This is a genomic window from Bacteroides gallinarum DSM 18171 = JCM 13658 (assembly GCF_000374365.1).
Classification (GTDB): domain Bacteria; phylum Bacteroidota; class Bacteroidia; order Bacteroidales; family Bacteroidaceae; genus Bacteroides; species Bacteroides gallinarum.
In genome coordinates this window covers 1-19,084 of sequence record NZ_KB894178.1, presented here as the reverse complement: position 1 = coordinate 19,084, position 19,084 = coordinate 1, and the positions used below count along the sequence as shown (strand labels likewise).

The 19,084-nt window shown below is 48.3% G+C and carries 16 protein-coding genes; 8 read left to right on the top strand and 8 right to left on the bottom strand.

What is annotated here, in order from left to right:
- Nucleotides 1-370 precede the first annotated feature (370 nt).
- From C233_RS0120455 to rpoN, 5 genes are all read right to left on the bottom strand, one after another.
- On the bottom strand, nt 371-2,230 hold the full coding sequence (locus tag C233_RS0120455) for a 4-hydroxy-3-methylbut-2-en-1-yl diphosphate synthase (RefSeq protein ID WP_018669365.1): 1,860 nt from the start codon (nt 2,228-2,230) through the stop codon (nt 371-373).
- Nucleotides 2,231-2,349: 119 nt separating this feature from the next.
- Complete coding sequence (gene purE, locus C233_RS0120450; RefSeq protein ID WP_018669364.1) at nt 2,350-2,859, bottom strand: 5-(carboxyamino)imidazole ribonucleotide mutase; 510 nt, start codon at nt 2,857-2,859, stop codon at nt 2,350-2,352.
- Nucleotides 2,860-2,887: 28 nt separating this feature from the next.
- Nucleotides 2,888-3,268, bottom strand: coding sequence for a glycine cleavage system protein GcvH (gene gcvH, locus C233_RS0120445; RefSeq protein ID WP_025069195.1), 381 nt, complete (start codon nt 3,266-3,268; stop codon nt 2,888-2,890).
- Between the two features lie 25 nt (nt 3,269-3,293).
- Nucleotides 3,294-3,971: a hypothetical protein gene (locus C233_RS0120440; RefSeq protein ID WP_018669362.1), complete on the bottom strand. Its 678-nt coding sequence runs from the start codon at nt 3,969-3,971 to the stop codon at nt 3,294-3,296.
- A gap of 53 nt (nt 3,972-4,024) precedes the next feature.
- Nucleotides 4,025-5,515, bottom strand: a complete 1,491-nt coding sequence (gene rpoN / locus C233_RS0120435; protein WP_018669361.1) for an RNA polymerase factor sigma-54 — start codon at nt 5,513-5,515, stop codon at nt 4,025-4,027.
- A gap of 179 nt (nt 5,516-5,694) precedes the next feature.
- Here rpoN and C233_RS0120430 point away from each other — a divergent pair, with 179 nt between their 5' ends.
- Nucleotides 5,695-7,068: an aminopeptidase P family protein gene (locus C233_RS0120430; protein ID WP_018669360.1), complete on the top strand. Its 1,374-nt coding sequence runs from the start codon at nt 5,695-5,697 to the stop codon at nt 7,066-7,068.
- A 105-nt stretch (nt 7,069-7,173) separates the two neighbouring features.
- On the opposite strand, the gene C233_RS0120425 is transcribed toward C233_RS0120430, so the two are convergent.
- The gene (locus C233_RS0120425) at nt 7,174-8,679 is read right to left on the bottom strand and encodes an ATP-binding protein (protein ID WP_018669359.1); all 1,506 of its coding nucleotides are present in this window, start codon (nt 8,677-8,679) and stop codon (nt 7,174-7,176) included.
- A 134-nt stretch (nt 8,680-8,813) separates the two neighbouring features.
- Entirely contained in the window at nt 8,814-10,487 is a 1,674-nt protein-coding gene (locus C233_RS0120420) for a nucleoside kinase (RefSeq protein WP_018669358.1), read from the bottom strand.
- An 83-nt stretch (nt 10,488-10,570) separates the two neighbouring features.
- Between C233_RS0120420 and C233_RS0120415 the strand changes: the two genes are divergently transcribed.
- On the top strand, nt 10,571-12,268 hold the full coding sequence (locus C233_RS0120415; protein ID WP_018669357.1) for a Na/Pi cotransporter family protein: 1,698 nt from the start codon (nt 10,571-10,573) through the stop codon (nt 12,266-12,268).
- On the opposite strand, the gene rd is transcribed toward C233_RS0120415, so the two are convergent.
- Nucleotides 12,265-12,426, bottom strand: coding sequence for a rubredoxin (gene rd / locus C233_RS23870; RefSeq protein WP_018669356.1), 162 nt, complete (start codon nt 12,424-12,426; stop codon nt 12,265-12,267). The two genes, C233_RS0120415 and rd, sit on opposite strands and share 4 nt — an antisense overlap.
- 168 nt (nt 12,427-12,594) lie before the next feature.
- On the opposite strand from rd, the gene C233_RS0120405 reads away from it, so the two are divergent.
- The 6 genes from C233_RS0120405 (at nt 12,595) to C233_RS0120380 (ending at nt 18,890) form a co-directional block, all read left to right on the top strand.
- A complete protein-coding gene (locus tag C233_RS0120405; RefSeq protein WP_018669355.1) occupies nt 12,595-15,279 on the top strand; it encodes a calcium-translocating P-type ATPase, PMCA-type in 2,685 nt (894 codons plus the stop codon).
- Between the two features lie 4 nt (nt 15,280-15,283).
- Nucleotides 15,284-15,901 carry an HAD family hydrolase gene (locus C233_RS0120400; protein ID WP_018669354.1) on the top strand — a complete coding sequence of 206 codons (618 nt, stop codon included), beginning with the start codon at nt 15,284-15,286 and terminating at the stop codon, nt 15,899-15,901.
- A 37-nt stretch (nt 15,902-15,938) separates the two neighbouring features.
- A complete protein-coding gene (locus tag C233_RS0120395) occupies nt 15,939-16,859 on the top strand; it encodes a bifunctional riboflavin kinase/FAD synthetase (protein ID WP_018669353.1) in 921 nt (306 codons plus the stop codon).
- Nucleotides 16,860-17,205: 346 nt separating this feature from the next.
- The gene (locus C233_RS0120390; RefSeq protein WP_018669352.1) at nt 17,206-17,991 is read left to right on the top strand and encodes a CPBP family intramembrane glutamic endopeptidase; all 786 of its coding nucleotides are present in this window, start codon (nt 17,206-17,208) and stop codon (nt 17,989-17,991) included.
- On the top strand, nt 17,988-18,656 hold the full coding sequence (locus C233_RS0120385) for a DUF2975 domain-containing protein (protein WP_018669351.1): 669 nt from the start codon (nt 17,988-17,990) through the stop codon (nt 18,654-18,656). Before C233_RS0120390 ends, C233_RS0120385 begins: the two co-directional genes overlap by 4 nt.
- A 21-nt stretch (nt 18,657-18,677) precedes the next feature.
- Nucleotides 18,678-18,890 carry a helix-turn-helix domain-containing protein gene (locus tag C233_RS0120380; RefSeq protein WP_005655323.1) on the top strand — a complete coding sequence of 71 codons (213 nt, stop codon included), beginning with the start codon at nt 18,678-18,680 and terminating at the stop codon, nt 18,888-18,890.
- Nucleotides 18,891-19,084 lie beyond the last annotated feature (194 nt).

The following is a 19,084-nucleotide window of genomic DNA, read 5'->3' as shown; positions in this document are numbered from 1 at the left end:
TTCTTTGGAATACATACGGCAAATGCCGTACTGATGATAGACAAGATCAGGAACAGGACGGTGAAAGCGGCATGATATGATTTTACAGGCAGAGGCAGAAGATGTCTTCAGACTTCTTCCCGAGCGTCATGTCTTGTAGGGTAAGATTGTGTGAGAAATTACAGGAATAGGACTATAAAAATGGCATATGAAGTGAGTATGCTCTATCATCTTCATATGCCATCTTGATTTTTAGGGACATTTACTGAATATCCCTAAATAATCATTAAATAGTTAAATGCACTGCAATACCCTTGTAGTGCATTTAACTTTTATATGTATTCGGTGTAATCTGTGGCGAGCCTTCTGCACGCACTTTCATAATAGGGGATTAAGGTTCCGTATAGTCTCCGTTGGCCTTGATTAGCTCGATTAGCTTTTCTACGGCTTCTTCTTCGGGGATGTTCTTTTCTATACATTCTTTCTTTTTGTACAGGCTGATTTTACCCCGTCCGGCTCCTACATAGCCGTAATCGGCATCCGCCATTTCGCCGGGACCGTTGACTATACAGCCCATAATACCTATCTTGAGCCCTTTTAGGTGCGAGGTCGCTTTCTTGATACGGGCAATGGTGCTTTGGAGGTCGTAGAGCGTGCGGCCGCAGCCCGGACACGAGATGTATTCCGTTTTGCTGGTACGGATGCGCCCTGCTTGCAGGATGCCGAAAGCTGTGGCGTCTATCGTCTTGTCGCTTATCGCCTTGCTGCCCTTTCCGTTGCTTTGGTTGTATAGAAGGATGCCGTCGCACAGCCCGTCGATAATGAGTGCGCCCATGTCGGCTGCCGATTTGATTTGCAGGTTTTCCGTTTCGCATTCGGTATAATGCTGGAAGAATATGAGGGGATTTTTCAGCCCTTCATTCATCAGCTGATGTGCCAGCGCACGGTATTCGCCCAGGCGGTTGGGGTGGATGCTTTGTGCTATGAGTACTATTTCCGGATGATATCTCAGCCCGGCAATCGTTTCGTCGTTCAGTCCCATGTAGGTGATGAACAGGAATTTCAGCGAAGCGCTGCAACCGCTGACGAACGGTAGCTGTTCGCTCTTGAAGGCAGGCCATGTACCGGTTTGCCCTTCCCAAAGGTCGGCGTCGATGATGTATTGCATATTTCCGGTGCGGTGTCCGGGCAGCCGGCGCCCTACGTAAACGTAATCGGGAGTGAATTGCGGGTCGAAATCCATGTTGTCTTCCAGGCGGGCGGCTACGACTACGGGGAGGTTGTCTCCGCCTATGTTGCGTACGGCGGTCGTAGGCCTGCGCTCGGGGGAGAGGTAGTTGAAGCCGGGGGCTTCGGCTCCCGGTATGTACGGGTGTCCGTGGCGTTGCGCGATGTAGTCCGCCAGTTTGCGGGCAACGGGGATTTCCGCTTCAGGGGCTTCGCTCAGGGATACGCGTATCGTGTCGCCCAGGCCGTCGGCAAGCAAAGCGCCTATGCCCAGTGCGGACTTGATACGTCCGTCTTCTCCGTCTCCGGCTTCCGTTACGCCGAGGTGGAGGGGGAAGTGCATGTCTTCTTTTTCCATGACGGCGGCAAGCAGGCGTACGGTTTTTACCATGATTACGGTGTTGGATGCCTTAATGGAGATGACTACGTCCGTGAAGTGCTCCGCCACGCAGATTCGCAGGAATTCCATGCACGATTCTACCATGCCTTCCGGGGTGTCACCGTAGCGCGACATGATACGGTCGGACAGGGAGCCGTGGTTTACGCCGATACGGACGGCGGTGTGGTTTGCCTTGCAGATGTTCAGAAAGGGAACGAAACGCTCGCGTATCTTCCCGACTTCCTGCGCATATTCTTCGTCGGTGTATTCCAGGTGTTTGAAGGTGCGTGCGGCATCTACGTAGTTCCCCGGATTGATACGGACTTTTTCTGCATACTGTGCCGCTACGTCGGCCACCTTGGGATTGAAATGTACGTCGGCTACCAGCGGAACCATATAGCCGTCGCGGCGCAGGGCGGCGTTGATGTTCATCAGGTTCTCTGCTTCCTTGATGCCCTGGGTGGTGAGGCGTACGTATTCTCCGCCGGCATCGACGATGCGTTCGGCTTGCGCTACGCATGCATCGGTGTCCTGCGTGGAGGTGTTGGTCATACTTTGTATGCGGATAGGATTGGAGCCGCCCAGGGGGGTGGCTCCAATGTTCACTTCTGATGTTTCCCGTCGGGAATAATTGAATAAATCCACGTTGTTGGTGTTTAGTGATTAGTGTTTAGTGATAAACGTTTAGTGATTATTAGCGGTGTATGGTTTGTTTGTCATGAACACCTCATTAATCACTGAACGCTTATCACTAATCACTTCGATTAGTTTACTTTATACTCGTACTTCACTTCTTTCAGGTCTTCGTTCGCTTTCACGATTTTCTTTTTCAGGCCTTCTTTGTAGGCTGCGAAGGTTTCCGCCAGCTCATTGTCGCTCAATGCGAGCATTTGCACGGCAAGAATGGCGGCGTTCATGGCTCCATTGATAGCTACGGTGGCTACGGGGATGCCCGGAGGCATCTGGATGATAGAGTAGAGTGCGTCTACGCCGTCGAGCACGGAGCCTTTTACGGGTACGCCGATAACGGGCAATGTGGTGTTGGCGGCGATGACGCCCGGCAGGGCGGCAGCCATGCCTGCTGCGGCGATAATCACTTTAATGCCGCGTTTGCGGGCGCCTTTGGCAAATTCCTCTACCGCTTCCGGAGTGCGGTGGGCGGAGAGGGCGTTCATTTCGAACGGTACATGCAAGTCATTGAGTAGCTGTGCGGCTTTTTCCATTACGGGAAGGTCGGAGGTGCTACCCATGATGATACTGACAATGGGAGACATCATGTTTAAATTTTTAATTCTTATTTTTTTAGTTGTTTATCAGCGCTTTATATGCTTCCGCATCCAGCAGGCTGTCGAAGTCCGCATCGGCGGAGGGTTTGATTTTAATGAGCCAGCCTTCGCCGTAGGGGTCTTTGTTCACTAGTTCCGGACGTTCTTCCAGCGCTTCGTTTTGTTCCAGTATCTCTCCTGCAACGGGCAGGAAAAGGTCGGAAATGGTTTTTACCACTTCGATAGTACCGAAGGTTTCATCGGCAGCCAGTGTTTCGCCTACTGTCTGGATATCTACGAATACGATGTCTCCCAGTTGTTCCTGGGCGTAATCTGTGATTCCTACATAAGCTACGTCGCCTTCCAGGCGAATCCATTCATGTTCTTTCGTGTACTTTACATCATTGGGAAAGTTCATAATCATTAGTTTTAAGAGTTAATATTTAAAATAATAATAGGCTGAATAAGCGGAATACCAGTTTGCTGAGCGGGTGTAGCACCAGCAGGGAGCAAACCAGTCCTACGGCAAATCCGCCCATTACCTCGCCGAGCGTATGGTGTTGCAGGATAATGCGTGCCGTGCCCAATATGCCTGCAACGAGAATGGTGATGCACAGCCAGCCCGTAGGGTTGTAGCCGAACAGGGCGCTGAAAGCGACCAGCCCGCCTATTATGGCGCCTGCGCCTGCCATGTGCTCGCTGAGTTTCCATTTCAGGTTGACGATTACGCAGATAATCATCATGATAAGGGCGGCAAGGATGATGCCTGTCATATACCAGGGGATATTCAGCCGGTGCATCATGAGCAGGCAGAATATGTAGGAGGTAATGGTCAGGATGAAAGGGATGTACCTGCGTTTCCGTTCGGTCAGGTCCTCGGGGCTGAACCCGTTGATTTTGCGGAAAAGGAAAATCGTCAGGGTAGGCATCAGGATTGTGAAGCAATATACCACGCCCAGTACAATCAGTTTGTATTGAAGGGGCATGATTCGCAGGTATGAGAATACGAACAGTACCAGGAATGCCAGGAAAGGTATGGAAAACGGTGTGAAGATGACCGAAATCAGCCTGGCTGCCCTGATAAGGGTTTTGTCAGCTATGATATGTTGTTCTACTGCCATTTTTTTGTTTTTGCATTATCACTTTACCGCTCCGGTGCTTTGCCGCCCGGTTGTTATTTTCTCAGCCTTGCCACCGGAATGTTCAGTTGCTGGCGGTATTTGGCTACGGTGCGGCGGGCAATCGGGTAGCCTTTTTCTTTCAGTATCTCGGTCAGCTCGTCGTCGGTATAGGGTTTTTTCTTGTCTTCGTTGTCGATGCACTCTTTGAGCGCTTTCCGTATTTCGCGTACGGACATTTCCTCGCCGTCTTCCGTAACGTATCCGTCGCTGAAGAAGAACTTCAACGGGTAGATTCCGTAATTGGTCTGGACGTATTTGCTGTTACTCACGCGGGAAATCGTCGAGATGTCGAGCCCGGTGCGTTCGGCTACGTCTTTCAGTATCATGGGGCGGAGCAATGATTCGTCGCCGTCGAGAAAGAAGGGGCGCTGCAAGTCGATAATCGCTTGCATGGTGGTGAGCAATGTGTTCTGGCGCTGCCTTACGGCGTCGATGAACCCTTGGGCGGCGTCCATTTTCTGTTTGAGGAACATCATGGCCTCTTTGGATTCTTTGGACTGGTTCGCTTTGTTCTTGGTATGTTCTTCCACCATTTCGGTGAAGTCGCGGCTCATGCGCAGCTCGGGGACGTTCCGGTTGTTGAGCGTCAGGTTGATAGTGCCGTCGTCATACGTGTCTACGATAAAGTCCGGTACGATTTGTTGCAGGTTCTTGCCGATAGCCTCGCCTAGCGATGCGCCCGGACGGGGGTTCAGCTTGCAGATTTCCTTTATGGCTTGCCGGAAGGCTTCTTCTTCCAGGCCGAGTTTTTGCTGTATCTTGTCCCAGTGCTTGCGGGTGAATTCCTCGTAGCATTCGGAGATAATGGCTTCTTCGATATAGAGCAGGGGGTTGGGTGTAAAGTGTTGCTGCTCTATCTTGCGCCGTATCTGGATGAGAAGGCACTCTTGCAGGTTGCGGGCGCCCAGTCCGGCCGGGTCGAAATCCTGGATGATTTTCAATGTTTCTTCCAGTTCCCCGGGGGTAGCTTCGATGCCCACGTAAATGGCAAGCTCATCGCTGATGCTGTCCAGCGACTTGCGCAGCAGGCCGTCGTCGTCCAGCGAACCGATGAGGTACTCGGCCAGTTCGCGCTGATGCTCGGTGAGGTTGCGTTCGCCCAGTTGCTCTTTCAGGGTTTCATAGAAGGAGGTGGCATCGGAGAAGGGGATTTCTTCGGCTTGTTCCCCTTTGCTGCGGTTGTTCTCCTGCAATTTATAGTCGGGTATATCGTCTTCCGTCAGGTAGTCGTTTAAGGAGTCGTAATCCGTGTCTCCGCCGTCTTCCGCAGTGGTGTCCATATCGGAGGTATCGGAATATTCGTCGCCGGCGGTGTCCTCTTTCCCTTCTTCCAGCGCAGGGTTTTCCAGCAGTTCGGCACGCACGCGGTCTTCCAGTTCTATCGCCGGAAGTTCCAGCAGTTTCACTACCAGAATTTGTTGCGGCGACAGCGTCTGTATCTGTTGCTGTGCTTGGGTCTGTATCTGTCGGGAGCCTTGTGCCATATTTTTAATTGTTTACTAGAATGCAAAGATAATGCAAAATTCTTATCCGCGCACTTTTTGCAAAAATAGTGAATAGTTCGGGAACGGGAAATCTTCTCTTATTATATTTAACAAGAAAGCCGCGGCATGGTTGCATTTTTGTTCTTATCTTTGCTGTACGAACTAAAAAACAAAACGGTATGTTTGCTAAAGAAACGTATATGCAGCGCCGGGCCCTGCTGAAAAAGAACATTGGCTCAGGAGTATTATTGTTTTTGGGTAATGACGAACAGGGATTGCATTATGAGGATAATACCTTCCGCTATCGTCAGGACTCCACTTTCTTATATTATTTCGGCTTGTCGTTTGCCGGCTTGTCGGCGGTTATCGATATCGACGAGGACAGGGATATTATTTTCGGGGATGAATTGACTATCGACCATATCGTCTGGATGGGTACGCAGCCTACCTTGAAAGAGAAAAGCGAACGGGTGGGTGTAACGGAGGTGTTGCCTTCTTCCGGGATAGCGGAATATTTGCAGGAAGCGGTACGCAAAGGGCGGACTGTGCATTATCTTCCGCCTTACCGCGCCGAACATAAGTTGAAGCTGCTGGACTGGCTGGGCATCCGGCCTGCATGCCAGGAGGGTTCCGTTCCCTTTATCCGTGCGATAGTGGCGCAGCGTAGTTATAAGTCCGCCGAAGAGATAGTGGAAATAGAGAAGGCATGCAATGTAACGGCGGATATGCATATTACTGCTATGAAGGTGCTTCGTCCGGGCATGTACGAATACGAGGTCGTTGCGGAAATGAACCGAGTGGCCGAGTCCAACAATTGCGAGCTTTCTTTTGCAACGATTGCCACGGTCAACGGCCAGACTCTGCATAATCATTATCATGGCAATAAGGTGAAGCCGGGCGATTTGTTCCTGATTGATGCCGGTGCGGAGGTGGAGTCGGGGTATGCAGGTGATATGTCGTCCACCATTCCTGCCGATAAGACGTTTACGCCCCGGCAGCGCGCCGTATATGAAATTCAGAATGCAATGCATCTGGAATCGGTTAAGGCGCTTCGTCCCGGTATTCCTTATATGGATGTTTACGAGCTTTCGGCTCGTGTCATGGTAGAGGGCATGAAAGAGCTCGGCTTGATGAAAGGTAATGCGGAGGATGCTGTACGCGAAGGTGCACACGCTCTGTTCTATCCTCATGGATTGGGGCATATGATGGGACTGGACGTGCATGACATGGAGAATCTCGGAGAAATCTGGGTGGGTTATAACGGCCAGCCCAAGAGTACGCAGTTCGGCCGTAAGAGCCAGCGTCTTGCCATTCCCCTGGAACCGGGGTTCGTGCATACCGTTGAACCGGGTATTTATTTTATCCCCGAACTGATAGACCTTTGGAAAGGCGAGAAGAAATTTAAAGATTTCATCGATTATGATAAGGTAGAGGAGTACCGCCATTTCGGAGGTATCCGCAACGAGGAAGATTACCTGATTACAGAAACCGGTGCACGCCGTCTGGGTAAGAAGATACCTTTGACGCCGGAGGAGGTGGAAGCGTTGAGATAATTGAAAGCAGTTGAGAATGGATAGTTGAAAGTTGGGAGTTGAGAGTTGAAAGTTAGCTGCGCTATTATGCTGCATAGTAACTTTCAACTTTCAACTCCCAACTACCTATGCGTGTAGCTCCAATATGAACCGTGCGCCTTTTGTATAACTGCTGTCCAGTGTCAGGCTACCGTTCATCTTAGTGGCAATCAGGGAGCAGATAGGCAGTCCTAAACCGTCGCCTTGCGTCAGATTTTTTATCTCGGTGAAGGGCTTGAAGATGTTTTCGCGTTGTGCTTCGGGAATGCCGCAGCCTGTATCGCTGATGATGAACTGGTGGGTATGGGCACCGCGTTTCTTGAAATCCAGCCATATCTTTCCGCCGGCGGGAGTATATTCCGCCGAATTTTCCAATAGGTGCAGCAGGATACGTTCCAAGTGCTCCGGACTGATTTTTACATTCAGCTTAGGGGCGTTGACGGTAAGGGAGACATCTTCTTGTACCTTGTTCCTGATTTTGTCCATGATGCTTTCGCAGAAGGCCGAAATGTTCTTTTCCTGCACTTCGTAGGGTTCCGACAAGCTGTTCTCCAACTCGGATAATTCCTGGATATGGCTCGAGAAGGTACGCAGTGCCTGTACGCCGGGGAGCTCCGGGTCGAGCGTATCTAAGGTCGGCTCCATTTGGGCGGAGATATTCCGGATGAACCGGCTCTTCAGTTCGTTGTGCTCGTTGGCGGTATCGATAGCTTTCTTTTGTTTGCGTGTCAACATGACGAAACGCAAGAGTACAATGGCTCCTATTACCAGTGCCGCCGCTAAAACGGCGGTCAGTATGCAAAGGCCGATGATGATGTATTGCTTGGCGGAAAGGGAGTCGTCTTTTTCCTGAATGGTGGCCAGGCTTCCGTCGTATTTGTTTTTCAATATATTCAGTTTGTCTTGTGCAGCGAGTGCCTTGACGGAATCTGCCCAGACGATGTACTTGTCGTAGGTACGGGCTACCAACGTCGCATTATTGGCTTTACGGGCGATGTCGATTAGTTTTTTATAGCATTCGTCCACTTTGGTGTAGTTCTTTTGTTGCTTGTACCGCTCTATCAGTTTCCTGAAAGCCGAGTCGCCCTGGGTATTCATGCCGAAAGTGTAGTAGTAATTTGCCTGGGTGTACAGGAAATCGTTGCTTAAGGAGTCGTTGCCGGCAGCCTTGGCTGTTTCTGCCAATTTATTCAACTGTTCTTTGGCACGGGTAGGATTTTTGATGTCGATGTACATCTGCAACCGTTCTTTGTTGATGCGGAAACGCAGGTCGGGAAGGCTTTTTTTGAGTTTCTGCTCACCGCTGCCTACCAGTTGCTCGGCACTGCGCAGAAGCTCGAATGCTTCTTTGTAATAGTTCTCGCGATGATAGAGGGCACTGGCATTGACGCCGCATTCTACCGCCGGGGCATATTTCTCCTGTGAGGCAAAGGAGTTGTAGGCTTGGAGGAAAAGGTAGCGGGCTTTGATATATTCTTTTTTTGCCAGGCTTTCCTGCGCTTGTTTCATCAGCTCGTCGGCACGGTTCTGTGCATAGGTCTGGGTACATAGGCAGAATAGTGCCAGGGAGAGTATTGTAATGATTCTTTTCATTATGCGTGGAGTTTGTTTGATTTGCTTACAAAGTTAAGACATTCTTTGCTATGTTGTATGCGGAAGTCCGTAATTTCCCTCTTTGCCGGACAGAATGTCCGGCATCGGGTAAGGATACTGTTCGGGTAATGGAATCAGTATTTGAAGCTGCTGCCGCCCAGGAATTCCCTCAGCAGGGATGTCAGCGGGATTTCTTTGTCTTGTACCGGTGTGAAGTATTTGATGAACTTCATGAGCCGGTAGGCTTCGGCGTATTCGGGGCAGTTGCGCGGCACGCTGGTAAGTATGGGTTCTGCATGGCAGCGCAGCACGGCAAACTCGAATAGTAGGGCGGAGTTGAACATGACATCGGCATTTTCCTGGTAGGGGAATATCCATTTGTCCTCGCCTGCACGTACGCTGGGCCAGCGCGAAATGGTTTCCCGTGCCGAATATCCCCGGTAGTTGAAGTCGCGGATAATGCGGCGTAGCAGGCGGTTGTCCGTCGTCGGAATCCAGTTGTGGTCGTCCAATGAGATAGTTGTCAATGCGGAAACGTAAATCTTGTATTTGCTCTCCGCCGGAATTTGCGGGGTAAGCTCCGGGTTCAGGGCATGGATGCCTTCCAATATAAGAATGGTATGTTCGTCGATGCGCAGTTTGTCTCCTTTATATTCTTTCTTGCCTATTGTGAAATTGAACCGAGGAAGTTCCACTTCCTCACCCCGCAATAAGGCTTGCAACTGGTTGTTGAACAGTTCGAGGTCGAGGGCATAGAGGGATTCGTAATCGTAATTGCCGTTTTCGTCGAGCGGGGTATCTTCGCGGTCTACGAAATAATTGTCCAGTGAAATGGGGTAAGGGCGCAGGCCGTTGGTCATTAGCTGCACCGAGAGCCGTTTGCTGAAGGTGGTTTTCCCGGATGAGGAAGGGCCGGAAATCAGTACGAGCTTTACGCGGCTTCCGTTTTCTCCCCGGTGATAGATTTCATCGGCAATCTGGGCGATTTTTTTTTCCTGGAGGGCTTCTGCCACATTAATCAGGTCGGTTGCGTAGCCTTCTTCGCAGGCGAGGTTGAAGTCGCCTACATTGCTTAATCCCATGATGTAGTTCCAGCGCAGGTGTTCCTTGAATACGTCGAGCATCTTTTCCTGCTTTACCACTTCTTCCAGTACGGCGGGGTTTTCTTTGTTGGGGATGCGCAATAGGAGGCCGTCGTAATATTTCACGATGTCGAACAGTTTGATAAAGCCTGTGCTGGGCAGCAGGTTGCCGTAATAGTAATCTACCGTGTCTCCCAACGTATAGTAATAGGTGTATATGGAGCCGGATGTTTCCAGGAGTTTTACCTTGTCGTTCATCCCCCGTTCGCTGAATACCCGTACGGCTTCGGTGGTGTGGCATTCGGTACGGCGGAACGGGATGTCTTCGGCTATGATTTCCTGCATCCGTTTCTTGATTGCCGTTACGTCTTCCAGCTCGATAGGGCGTCCGATGCGGAGGTTGCAGAAGTAGCCTTTGGATACGGGGTGCTCTACGAACAGTTTGCCTTCCGGAAATAGCTCGCTGACAGCTTTGTACAGAATGAAACAAAGCGAACGGACGTAGGTACGCATACCGGAGGAGTCGCGCACATCGAGAAATTCTACGTCTTTATTATTGTATACCCGGAAATTCAGCCCTTCGGAACGGTTATTTACTTTGGCGCTGACTACCTGGTAAGGAAAATTAAGATTAAAACCGTAATAAATATCCAAAAGTGAGCTTCCTATGGGGAATTCTTTATAAATATTATTATTTTTGCAACAAATTTGTAACATGTGTTTCATGATGTCTTTTTTTGGAGTGATTGATACGTTAAATATAAGACATAATAACAAATGGCACAAAGAAACACTTTAACTAATTAAAGATGGAATATTCTTTTTATGATTTTTTAAAGCTGCTTGGCTCGTTGGCATTGTTCCTCTACGGAATGAAAATTATGAGTGAGGGACTTCAAAAGTTTGCCGGCGACCGCTTGCGGAAGATTTTGACCGCTATGACGACCAACCGGGTAACCGGTGTACTGACGGGTGTGCTTATAACGGCACTTATCCAGTCCTCCTCGGCAACTACCGTAATGGTGGTGAGTTTTGTCAATGCCGGGTTATTGACCCTGTCACAATCTATCGGTGTGATAATGGGAGCCAATATCGGTACTACCGTCACGGCATGGATTATTTCAGCTTTAGGATTTAAAGTGGATATCGCCGCTTTCGCCCTCCCTCTTTTAGCTTTCGGCATTCCGCTCATGTTTTCTCAAAAAAGCGCCCGTAAGTCCATAGGCGAGTTTATTTTCGGTTTTTCTTTCCTTTTCATGGGGCTTTCCTTGTTGCAGGCCAATGCGCCCGATTTGCGGCATAACCCGGAGATGCTGGCTTTTGTGCAGGATTATACGGACATGGGTTATTTGTCGATTCTTCTGTTTGTCTTGATAGGAACGATATTGACCATGATTGTGCAGGCTTCTGCGGCAACAATGGCTATTACCCTGATTATGTGCGCCAATGGCTGGATTAGCTTCGAACTGGGAGCGGCGCTCGTTCTCGGCGAGAATATCGGTACGACCATAACGGCCAACCTTGCGGCGCTTACCGGTAATACGCAGGCCAGGAGGGCTGCGCTGGCGCATCTGGCATTCAACGTGTTCGGCGTTATATGGGTATTGTGCCTGTTTGTTCCTTTTACACAGGGTATATCCTGGTTTGTGGACAATGTAATGGGAACCAAAGACCCGGCTGTTGCCGTTTCGTTTAAGCTGTCGGCTTTCCATACTTGTTTCAATATATGCAATGTGTTGATATTGATATGGTTCGTGAAGTTTATAGAGCGCACGGTCTGTGCCATTATCCCGCAGAAGGAGCAGGACGAGGAGTACCGCCTGCGCTTTATTACGGGCGGTATGCTTTCTACCGCCGAGCTTTCCATTTTGCAGGCGAGCAAGGAAATCCATTTGTTTGCCGAACGTACCCACCGTATGTTCGGTATGGTGCGCGATTTGCTGCATACCGATAAGGATGATGATTTCAATAAGTTGTTCAGCCGTATAGAGAAGTACGAGAATATCAGCGACAGCATGGAACTGGAGATTGCGAATTATCTGAACCAGGTATCAGAGGGACGCCTGAGCTCTGAAAGTAAATTGCAAATCCGGACTATGCTCCGTGAGGTGACGGAGATAGAAAGTATCGGCGACAGTTGTTATAACCTGGCACGTACTATCAATCGTAAGCGCCAGGCGAACCTGGAATTTACGGAGAAACAATACGAGCACATTCACTTTATGATGAAGCTGACCGATGATGCTCTCAGGCAGATGATTGTGGTGGTAGAGCGTTCCGAGCACCAGAGCATCGATGTGAACAAATCGTTTAACCTGGAAAATGAAATCAACAATTACCGCAACCAGTTGAAGAACCAGAATATCCTTGATGTTAATAATAAGGAGTATGATTATCAAATGGGTGTCTATTATATGGATATTATCGGGGAATGCGAGAAACTGGGCGACTACGTGGTTAACGTAGTGGAAGCCAGCAGCGATATAAAAGAAAAGAAAGCGTCTTAGGACGCTTTCTCGAATTCTTCTTTGCCCACTCCGCATAAGGGGCATACCCAATCATCGGGAAGGTCTTCGAAAGCCGTTCCCGGTTCTATTCCGTTTTCAGGGTCCCCTTGTTCCGGGTCGTAAACATATTCGCAAATAGTGCAAATGTACTTTTCCATAATTTTCTTTTATTTAAAATTCTTCTTTGATAACAATCGGACTTCCCTTTTTGTTCATTGTTTAAGTAAAAAAAGGCGTATTTGGGAAACTTATAAAAAGATTTAATAACACTCGCTATACGAATTATTGTTGTATTTTTGCAATTCAATTTAAACCTAACGATTTGCATGACTGCAACAAAGGATGATTTTTATCATGTCGGGCTTACCGACGATGAAGTACGGAAGAGCCGTACGGAACATGGTGTAAACTTGTTGACGCCCCCGAAGCGTCCGTCTTTGTGGAAACTCTATCTGGAAAAGTTTGAAGACCCCGTGGTAAGAGTACTGTTGGTGGCTGCTTTCTTTTCTTTGATTATTTCCATAGTGGAGAACGAATATGCCGAAACAATCGGTATCATAGCCGCCATTTTGCTGGCTACCGGTATCGGTTTCTTTTTTGAGTACGATGCCAATAAGAAATTCGATTTGCTGAATGCGGTGAACGAAGAGACCTTGGTGAAGGTTATCCGTAACGGGCGCGTACAGGAAATTCCCCGTAAGGATGTGGTGGTAGGCGATGTCATTATCCTGGAAACGGGAGAAGAAATCCCTGCCGACGGAGAATTGCTGGAAGCCATTTCCCTGCAGGTAAACGAATCCAATCTTACGGGCGAGCCCGTTATATCCAAGACGACGGTGGAAGCCGATTTCGATGAGGAAGCAACCTATGCTTCCAATCGGGTGCTGCGTGGAACGACGGTGGTAGACGGGCACGGGGTTATGCGTGTGGAGTTAGTGGGCGATGCTACGGAAATCGGAAAGGTAGCCCGCCAGAGTACGGAACAAAGTACCGAGCCGACTCCGCTGAATATCCAGTTGACGAAGCTTGCCGGCCTTATAGGGAAAATCGGTTTCTCGGTAGCAGGACTGGCGTTCGCTATCTTTTTTGTAAAAGATGTGGTGCTGGCTTATGATTTTGCCTCCTTCCATACTTTCGAGCAATGGTTGCCTGCCTTGAAAGATACTCTGCAATATTTCATGATGGCGGTAACGCTGATTGTCGTGGCCGTTCCCGAAGGTTTGCCTATGAGTGTGACGCTTAGCCTGGCGCTGAATATGCGCCGTATGCTTTCCACCAATAATCTGGTACGGAAGATGCATGCCTGCGAAACAATGGGGGCGATTACCGTTATTTGTACGGATAAGACGGGTACGTTGACGCAGAACCTGATGCAGGTATACGAGCCTGACTTTTATGGGTTGAAGAACGGACGGGAAATCGGGGAAGATGATTTGAGCAAGCTGGTAGTAGAGGGTATCAGTGCCAATTCCACCGCTTTTCTGGAAGAAACGGCGCCGGGCGAGAAACCGAAAGGGGTTGGCAATCCTACCGAGGTGGCTTTGCTTTTGTGGCTCGACAGCCAGAAACGCAATTACCTGGAATTGAGGGAGGCCGTAGAGGTGCTCGACCAGTTGACTTTCTCTACGGAACGGAAGTTTATGGCGACTCTGGTACAATCTCCTCTGATTGGAAAGAAAGTGCTCTATGTAAAGGGAGCTCCCGAAATCGTATTGGGGAAATGTAAGGATGTGCTTCTGGACGGCAAACGGGCGGATGCGGTGGAATACCGTTCTACGGTGGAGTCCCAATTGCTGAACTACCAGAATATGGCGATGCGTACGCTCGGTTTTGCTTATAAGATAGTAGATGATACGGAACCGGCCGACTGCGTGGCATTGGTTGCGGAGAATGACTTGTCGTTCCTCGGTGTCGTGGCTATCAGCGACCCTATACGTCCTGATGTGCCTGCGGCGGTGGCAAAATGCCAGTCGGCAGGTATCGGGGTTAAGATTGTAACGGGAGATACGCCGGGTACGGCTACCGAAATCGCACGGCAGATTGGTTTGTGGAAGCCGGAAGATACGGAACGCAACCGTATTACGGGCGCTGCTTTTGCCGAACTGACGGATGAGGAAGCGCTCGACCGGGTATTGGACTTGAAGATTATGTCGCGTGCCCGTCCTACCGATAAGCAACGTCTGGTTCAGCTCTTGCAACAGAAAGGTGCGGTGGTGGCCGTGACGGGCGACGGAACCAATGATGCCCCGGCGTTGAACCATGCACAAGTAGGGTTGTCCATGGGGACGGGAACGTCTGTTGCCAAGGAGGCGAGCGACATTACGCTGCTGGACGACTCTTTCAACAGCATCGGTACGGCCGTGATGTGGGGACGTTCGTTGTATAAGAATATCCAGCGCTTCATCGTGTTCCAGTTGACGATTAACTTCGTAGCATTGTTTATTGTGTTGCTCGGTTCGCTGGTGGGGACCGATTTGCCGCTGACCGTGACGCAGATGCTGTGGGTGAACCTGATTATGGATACATTTGCTGCCCTGGCTTTGGCGTCTATCCCGCCCAGCGAGAATGTCATGAAAGAAAAGCCCCGTAAAAGTACGGATTTCATCATCACCCGTTCCATGAGGAATTATATTGTCGGTATGGGAATGGCTTTCCTTGTATTGCTCATGGGAATGTTGTTCTGGTTCAATAATGAGGAGGGTGGCATGACTGGACAACGTTTGACTATCTTCTTTACTTTCTTCGTAATGCTGCAATTCTGGAACCTTTTCAATGCAAGGGTGTTCGGAACTTCGGATTCTGCTTTTAAGGGAATTACCAAATCTTACGGTATGGAGTTGGTGGTACTTGCTATCTTGGGCGGGCAGTTCGTTATCGTGCAGTTCGGTGGAGCGGTGTTCCGTACGGAACCGCTTGATTTTACGACTTGGGTAACAATCATCGCTTCCACCTCTTTGGTGTTATGGGTGGGTGAGGGTATCCGTCTTGTCCGCCGTTTAATGCAAAAATAAGGTGATGAAAAGTACAGGAATTAAAAACCTTATAGTCGATTTCGGTGGTGTGCTGATAGACTTGGACCGGCAGCGTTGCTTGGAGAATTTCAGAAAGTTAGGTCTGCCGGATGTAGAGCGCACCCTCGACCTGTATCATCAGCAGGACTTCTTCCAGCATTATGAGAAAGGGCTTATCTCCAGTGCCGATTTTCGGAATGTGATTCGGGAGAAAATAGGGAAGGATGTTACCGATGCCCGGATTGATGCTGCATGGAACAGTTTCTTGGTGGACATTCCGGCTTATAAGCTTGATTTATTGCTGGCTTTGCGTAAGGATTATGTGGTATATCTGCTGAGTAATACCAATGAAATTCATTGGAATTGGTCTTGCGAGCATGCTTTTCCCTATAAGACTTTTCGTGTGGAAGATTATTTCGAGCATATTTTCCTCTCTTATGAAATGAAAATGGCAAAGCCGGACGAGGAGATTTTCCGGAAAGTGCTGGATGAGGAGGGGCTGAACCCGCGAGAGACTTTCTTTATCGATGATTCGGAGGCTAATTGCGCGGCAGCCCGGTCATTGGGAATTTCTACCTATACTCCGGTAGCCGGTGAGGATTGGAGCCATTTGTTTAAGTGATTTTATTCTGTCGATGCGTTAATCGTGTAAAGTGAGTATGCAGTTATATACCGGAACACCGGTTGAGGAACTCCGGCCGAATGTAGCCACTATCGGTTTTTTCGACGGAGTGCATCGGGGACACCGGTTCCTGATAGAGCAGGTGTGCCGGGTTGCTGCTGCGCGTGGTCTTGCTTCATCGGTTATTACTTTCCCGGTGCATCCCCGTAAAGTGATGCAGCCCGGTTTTCATCCGGAGTTGCTCACCACTTGCGACGAGAAAGTCGCTTTGCTTGCCGGTACGGGTATAGATTATTGTGTGATGCTTGATTTTACGCTTGATTTAGCTTGCCTCTCCGCCAAGCAATTCATGGCGATATTGAAGAATGAATATTGGGTACAGGCATTGGTGATAGGCTACGACCACCGTTTCGGACATAACCGCAGCGAGGGTTTCGATGATTATGTGCGTTATGGGCAGGAATTGGGGATAGAGGTGATATTGGCGCAGGCTTATTCCGACGGCGGAATGACAGTCAGTTCCTCGGTTATCCGCCGCCTTTTGTCGGAGGGGAATGTTTCGGAAGCGGAAAACTGCCTGGGTTACCGTTTTTTCCTGGACGGCATGGTGGTAAGCGGTTATCATGTCGGGCGTAAGATAGGTTTTCCGACTGCCAATCTGCATGTCGGTGATTCGGAAAAGTTAGTGCCTGCCGACGGGGTATATGCCGTTTATGTTTTTCTGGGTGAGGAAAAATATGCGGGGATGTTGAGTATCGGTTATCGCCCGACATTGAATAACGGGCTCAATCGTAGTATCGAGGTGCATATTTTTCATTTTAATGCCGATATTTATAACCGGCGGATACGGATATCTTTCGTTCGCCGTACCCGTTCCGAACTGAAATTCGAGTCCATTGAAGCTTTGGTTAGTCAGCTCCGTAAAGATGAGGAGGAGATTGCCGCTATTCTTTCATAATACTATCCTTTAATTCTTCGCTCGGTAGAATCTTATCTGTATTTTTATCGAAAAACATATTGTTTTTATTGTTTTTCGATAAAAATATCTTGTTTTTCTTTGTCTTTTCAGAAAAAGCCCTTTTATTTGCATATCGAAAAACGATAAATTCTTATTGAAAAACAGAATTCAGGGCAAAAGTGCCGGTTATAAAAAAAGTCTATGGTTATGAAAAGAGCATTTATGAGTATTACTTTGCTGGTGTTATCGCTTTCTTTGGTGATGATGTTATTGACGGGAGTTGTTGCCGGTTAGTAAATTGAGGAGAAAATATGTATCTTTACACGTTTTTTAAAAGCGAGAGACGATGAAGACAGCGATAAAACTGGTTTTTGTTTATTTTATAGTACAGATTCTGGCTGCGTTGATAGCTGCTCCTTTCAGCATGCTTTATTCTTATGCTGTGAACGGTACGATTGAGGATGCGAGTGTTATGGCATTGGCGCCGAGCATGTTGCTGGGATTTGTTCTTATGGGAGCTTATTTGTGGAAGAAAGGTTATCTGAAGGACGACGGCAAAATCTGGTCTCCGGTTTCGGTTCCTTATCTGGGGTGGAGTATTGTTATTGGGCTTTCTGTTATCTTCTTGATAGACTTTGTTATGTCCGGGCTATCGTTTCTGCCGGATTGGTTGGGAACGACATTCGATATACTGCAATCGGGTTGGTTGGGAATTATCTGTATCTCGGTACTGGGCCCTGTTCTGGAAGAAATGTTGTTCCGCGGGGCAATAACGAAGGTGTTGCTGCAAAAGTACAGTCCGGTAAAGGCTATCGTGTTTTCCGCTCTTATTTTCGGTATCTTTCATATTAATCCGGCGCAGGTGGTGGGTGCTGTCCTGTCAGGTCTTTTATTTGCCTGGCTGTATTACAAGACCGGCAGTCTTATTCCCGGAATTTTAATACATATCCTGAATAACGGTTTATCGGTATTTTTCAGCCTGCATTATCCGGATATGAAATATACATCCGATTTGCTTGGGGAGCCAGCTTATTGGATATGTACGATAGTGGCGGCAGTGCTGTTTATCGTTTCTTATAAAGTGATGAATTCTTATCGGTTGCCAGGTTCTAATACGACTTTTAAGGTATGAAAAGAAGGTTGAACATTCTTTGTGTGATTGTAGTACTTGTACTGAGCTATTCGGTTTTTGAAACCGGTTACTATTTTGTTGTAGGGGTAAAGGCCGGCGTAGAAGCCGGAACTGAAGGTAGCACTTCCGTAGAAGAACAGAAAGAACTGATGAATATGAAATATATCAGTCTGTTGCCGGAGCATCTTTCGAAATTGGGCGATAACGGACTTTTTCAGGATTCCGTTTATAATGAAAAAAGCGGTAAATATGTACCGGTTTCTTTCAGTTCGATGATGCTCAGTGTCGATACGAAATCTACGGCTTCGGAGCAGGTTGCTTTTTCCTTATTGAATTTGGTACATATCGGTGTATGCATATGGGCTATCATACTGTTTATCCGTCTGGTGATTTCTATCAATAAGTCCGATATTTTTAATTGGAAGAATGTCCGCCGCCTGCGTTTTTTGGGTGCGGCATTGATTGTCGGTTTCTGTACGGCGTTTCTTCCCGCTTATCTTACTTATAGAAGTGTAGGGGAAGTTTTTTCCGTTCGCGGTTACGAACTCGACCTTTCGGATATGGTAAATACGACGACTCTGGTATTGGGGATTTCTACCTTGATTGTAGCCGAGGTCTTTGCTATCGGGCTGAAAATGAAGGAAGAACAAGACCTGACGATTTAACCTACTATTGAGGAAAAAAAGATGATTATAGTAAACCTTGACATCATGATGGCTCGAAGAAAGATATCTTTGGGAGAATTGGCGGAAAAGATTGATATTACGCCGGCAAATCTTTCTATCTTGAAAACCGGCAAGGCAAAAGCGGTCCGTTTTTCTACATTAGAGGCAATCTGTAAGGTGTTGGATTGCCAGCCTGGAGATATATTGGAATATGTGGAGGGGGAAGAAAAGTAAAACGGTATTATATAGAGACATAAGAACAAAAGAACACATTATTATATAGAATGGTTGTGAAAGTATTGAATAGGGACATTCAGTAAATAATATAAAATCAGCCAACTAATTCATACACAAAATATTGCGAATTAGCTGGCTTTTTTGTATCTTTAGGTATTCCCCCGCAAATAAGGTTTGAAGGCCAAAACGGG

Bases quoted from the DNA above. Each gene is read 5' to 3' on its own strand.
- purE (WP_018669364.1), bottom strand. From the start codon at position 2,859: ATGTCTCCCATTGTCAGTATCATCATGGGTAGCACCTCCGACCTTCCC.
- gcvH (WP_025069195.1), bottom strand. From the start codon at position 3,268: ATGAACTTTCCCAATGATGTAAAGTACACGAAAGAACATGAATGGATT.
- C233_RS0120440 (WP_018669362.1), bottom strand. From the start codon at position 3,971: ATGGCAGTAGAACAACATATCATAGCTGACAAAACCCTTATCAGGGCA.
- rpoN (WP_018669361.1), bottom strand. From the start codon at position 5,515: ATGGCACAAGGCTCCCGACAGATACAGACCCAAGCACAGCAACAGATA.
- C233_RS0120430 (WP_018669360.1), top strand. From the start codon at position 5,695: ATGTTTGCTAAAGAAACGTATATGCAGCGCCGGGCCCTGCTGAAAAAG.
- C233_RS0120425 (WP_018669359.1), bottom strand. From the start codon at position 8,679: ATGAAAAGAATCATTACAATACTCTCCCTGGCACTATTCTGCCTATGT.
- C233_RS0120420 (WP_018669358.1), bottom strand. From the start codon at position 10,487: ATGAAACACATGTTACAAATTTGTTGCAAAAATAATAATATTTATAAA.
- C233_RS0120415 (WP_018669357.1), top strand. From the start codon at position 10,571: ATGGAATATTCTTTTTATGATTTTTTAAAGCTGCTTGGCTCGTTGGCA.
- rd (WP_018669356.1), bottom strand. From the start codon at position 12,426: ATGGAAAAGTACATTTGCACTATTTGCGAATATGTTTACGACCCGGAA.
- C233_RS0120405 (WP_018669355.1), top strand. From the start codon at position 12,595: ATGACTGCAACAAAGGATGATTTTTATCATGTCGGGCTTACCGACGAT.
- C233_RS0120400 (WP_018669354.1), top strand. From the start codon at position 15,284: ATGAAAAGTACAGGAATTAAAAACCTTATAGTCGATTTCGGTGGTGTG.
- C233_RS0120395 (WP_018669353.1), top strand. From the start codon at position 15,939: ATGCAGTTATATACCGGAACACCGGTTGAGGAACTCCGGCCGAATGTA.
- C233_RS0120390 (WP_018669352.1), top strand. From the start codon at position 17,206: ATGAAGACAGCGATAAAACTGGTTTTTGTTTATTTTATAGTACAGATT.
- C233_RS0120385 (WP_018669351.1), top strand. From the start codon at position 17,988: ATGAAAAGAAGGTTGAACATTCTTTGTGTGATTGTAGTACTTGTACTG.
- C233_RS0120380 (WP_005655323.1), top strand. From the start codon at position 18,678: ATGATTATAGTAAACCTTGACATCATGATGGCTCGAAGAAAGATATCT.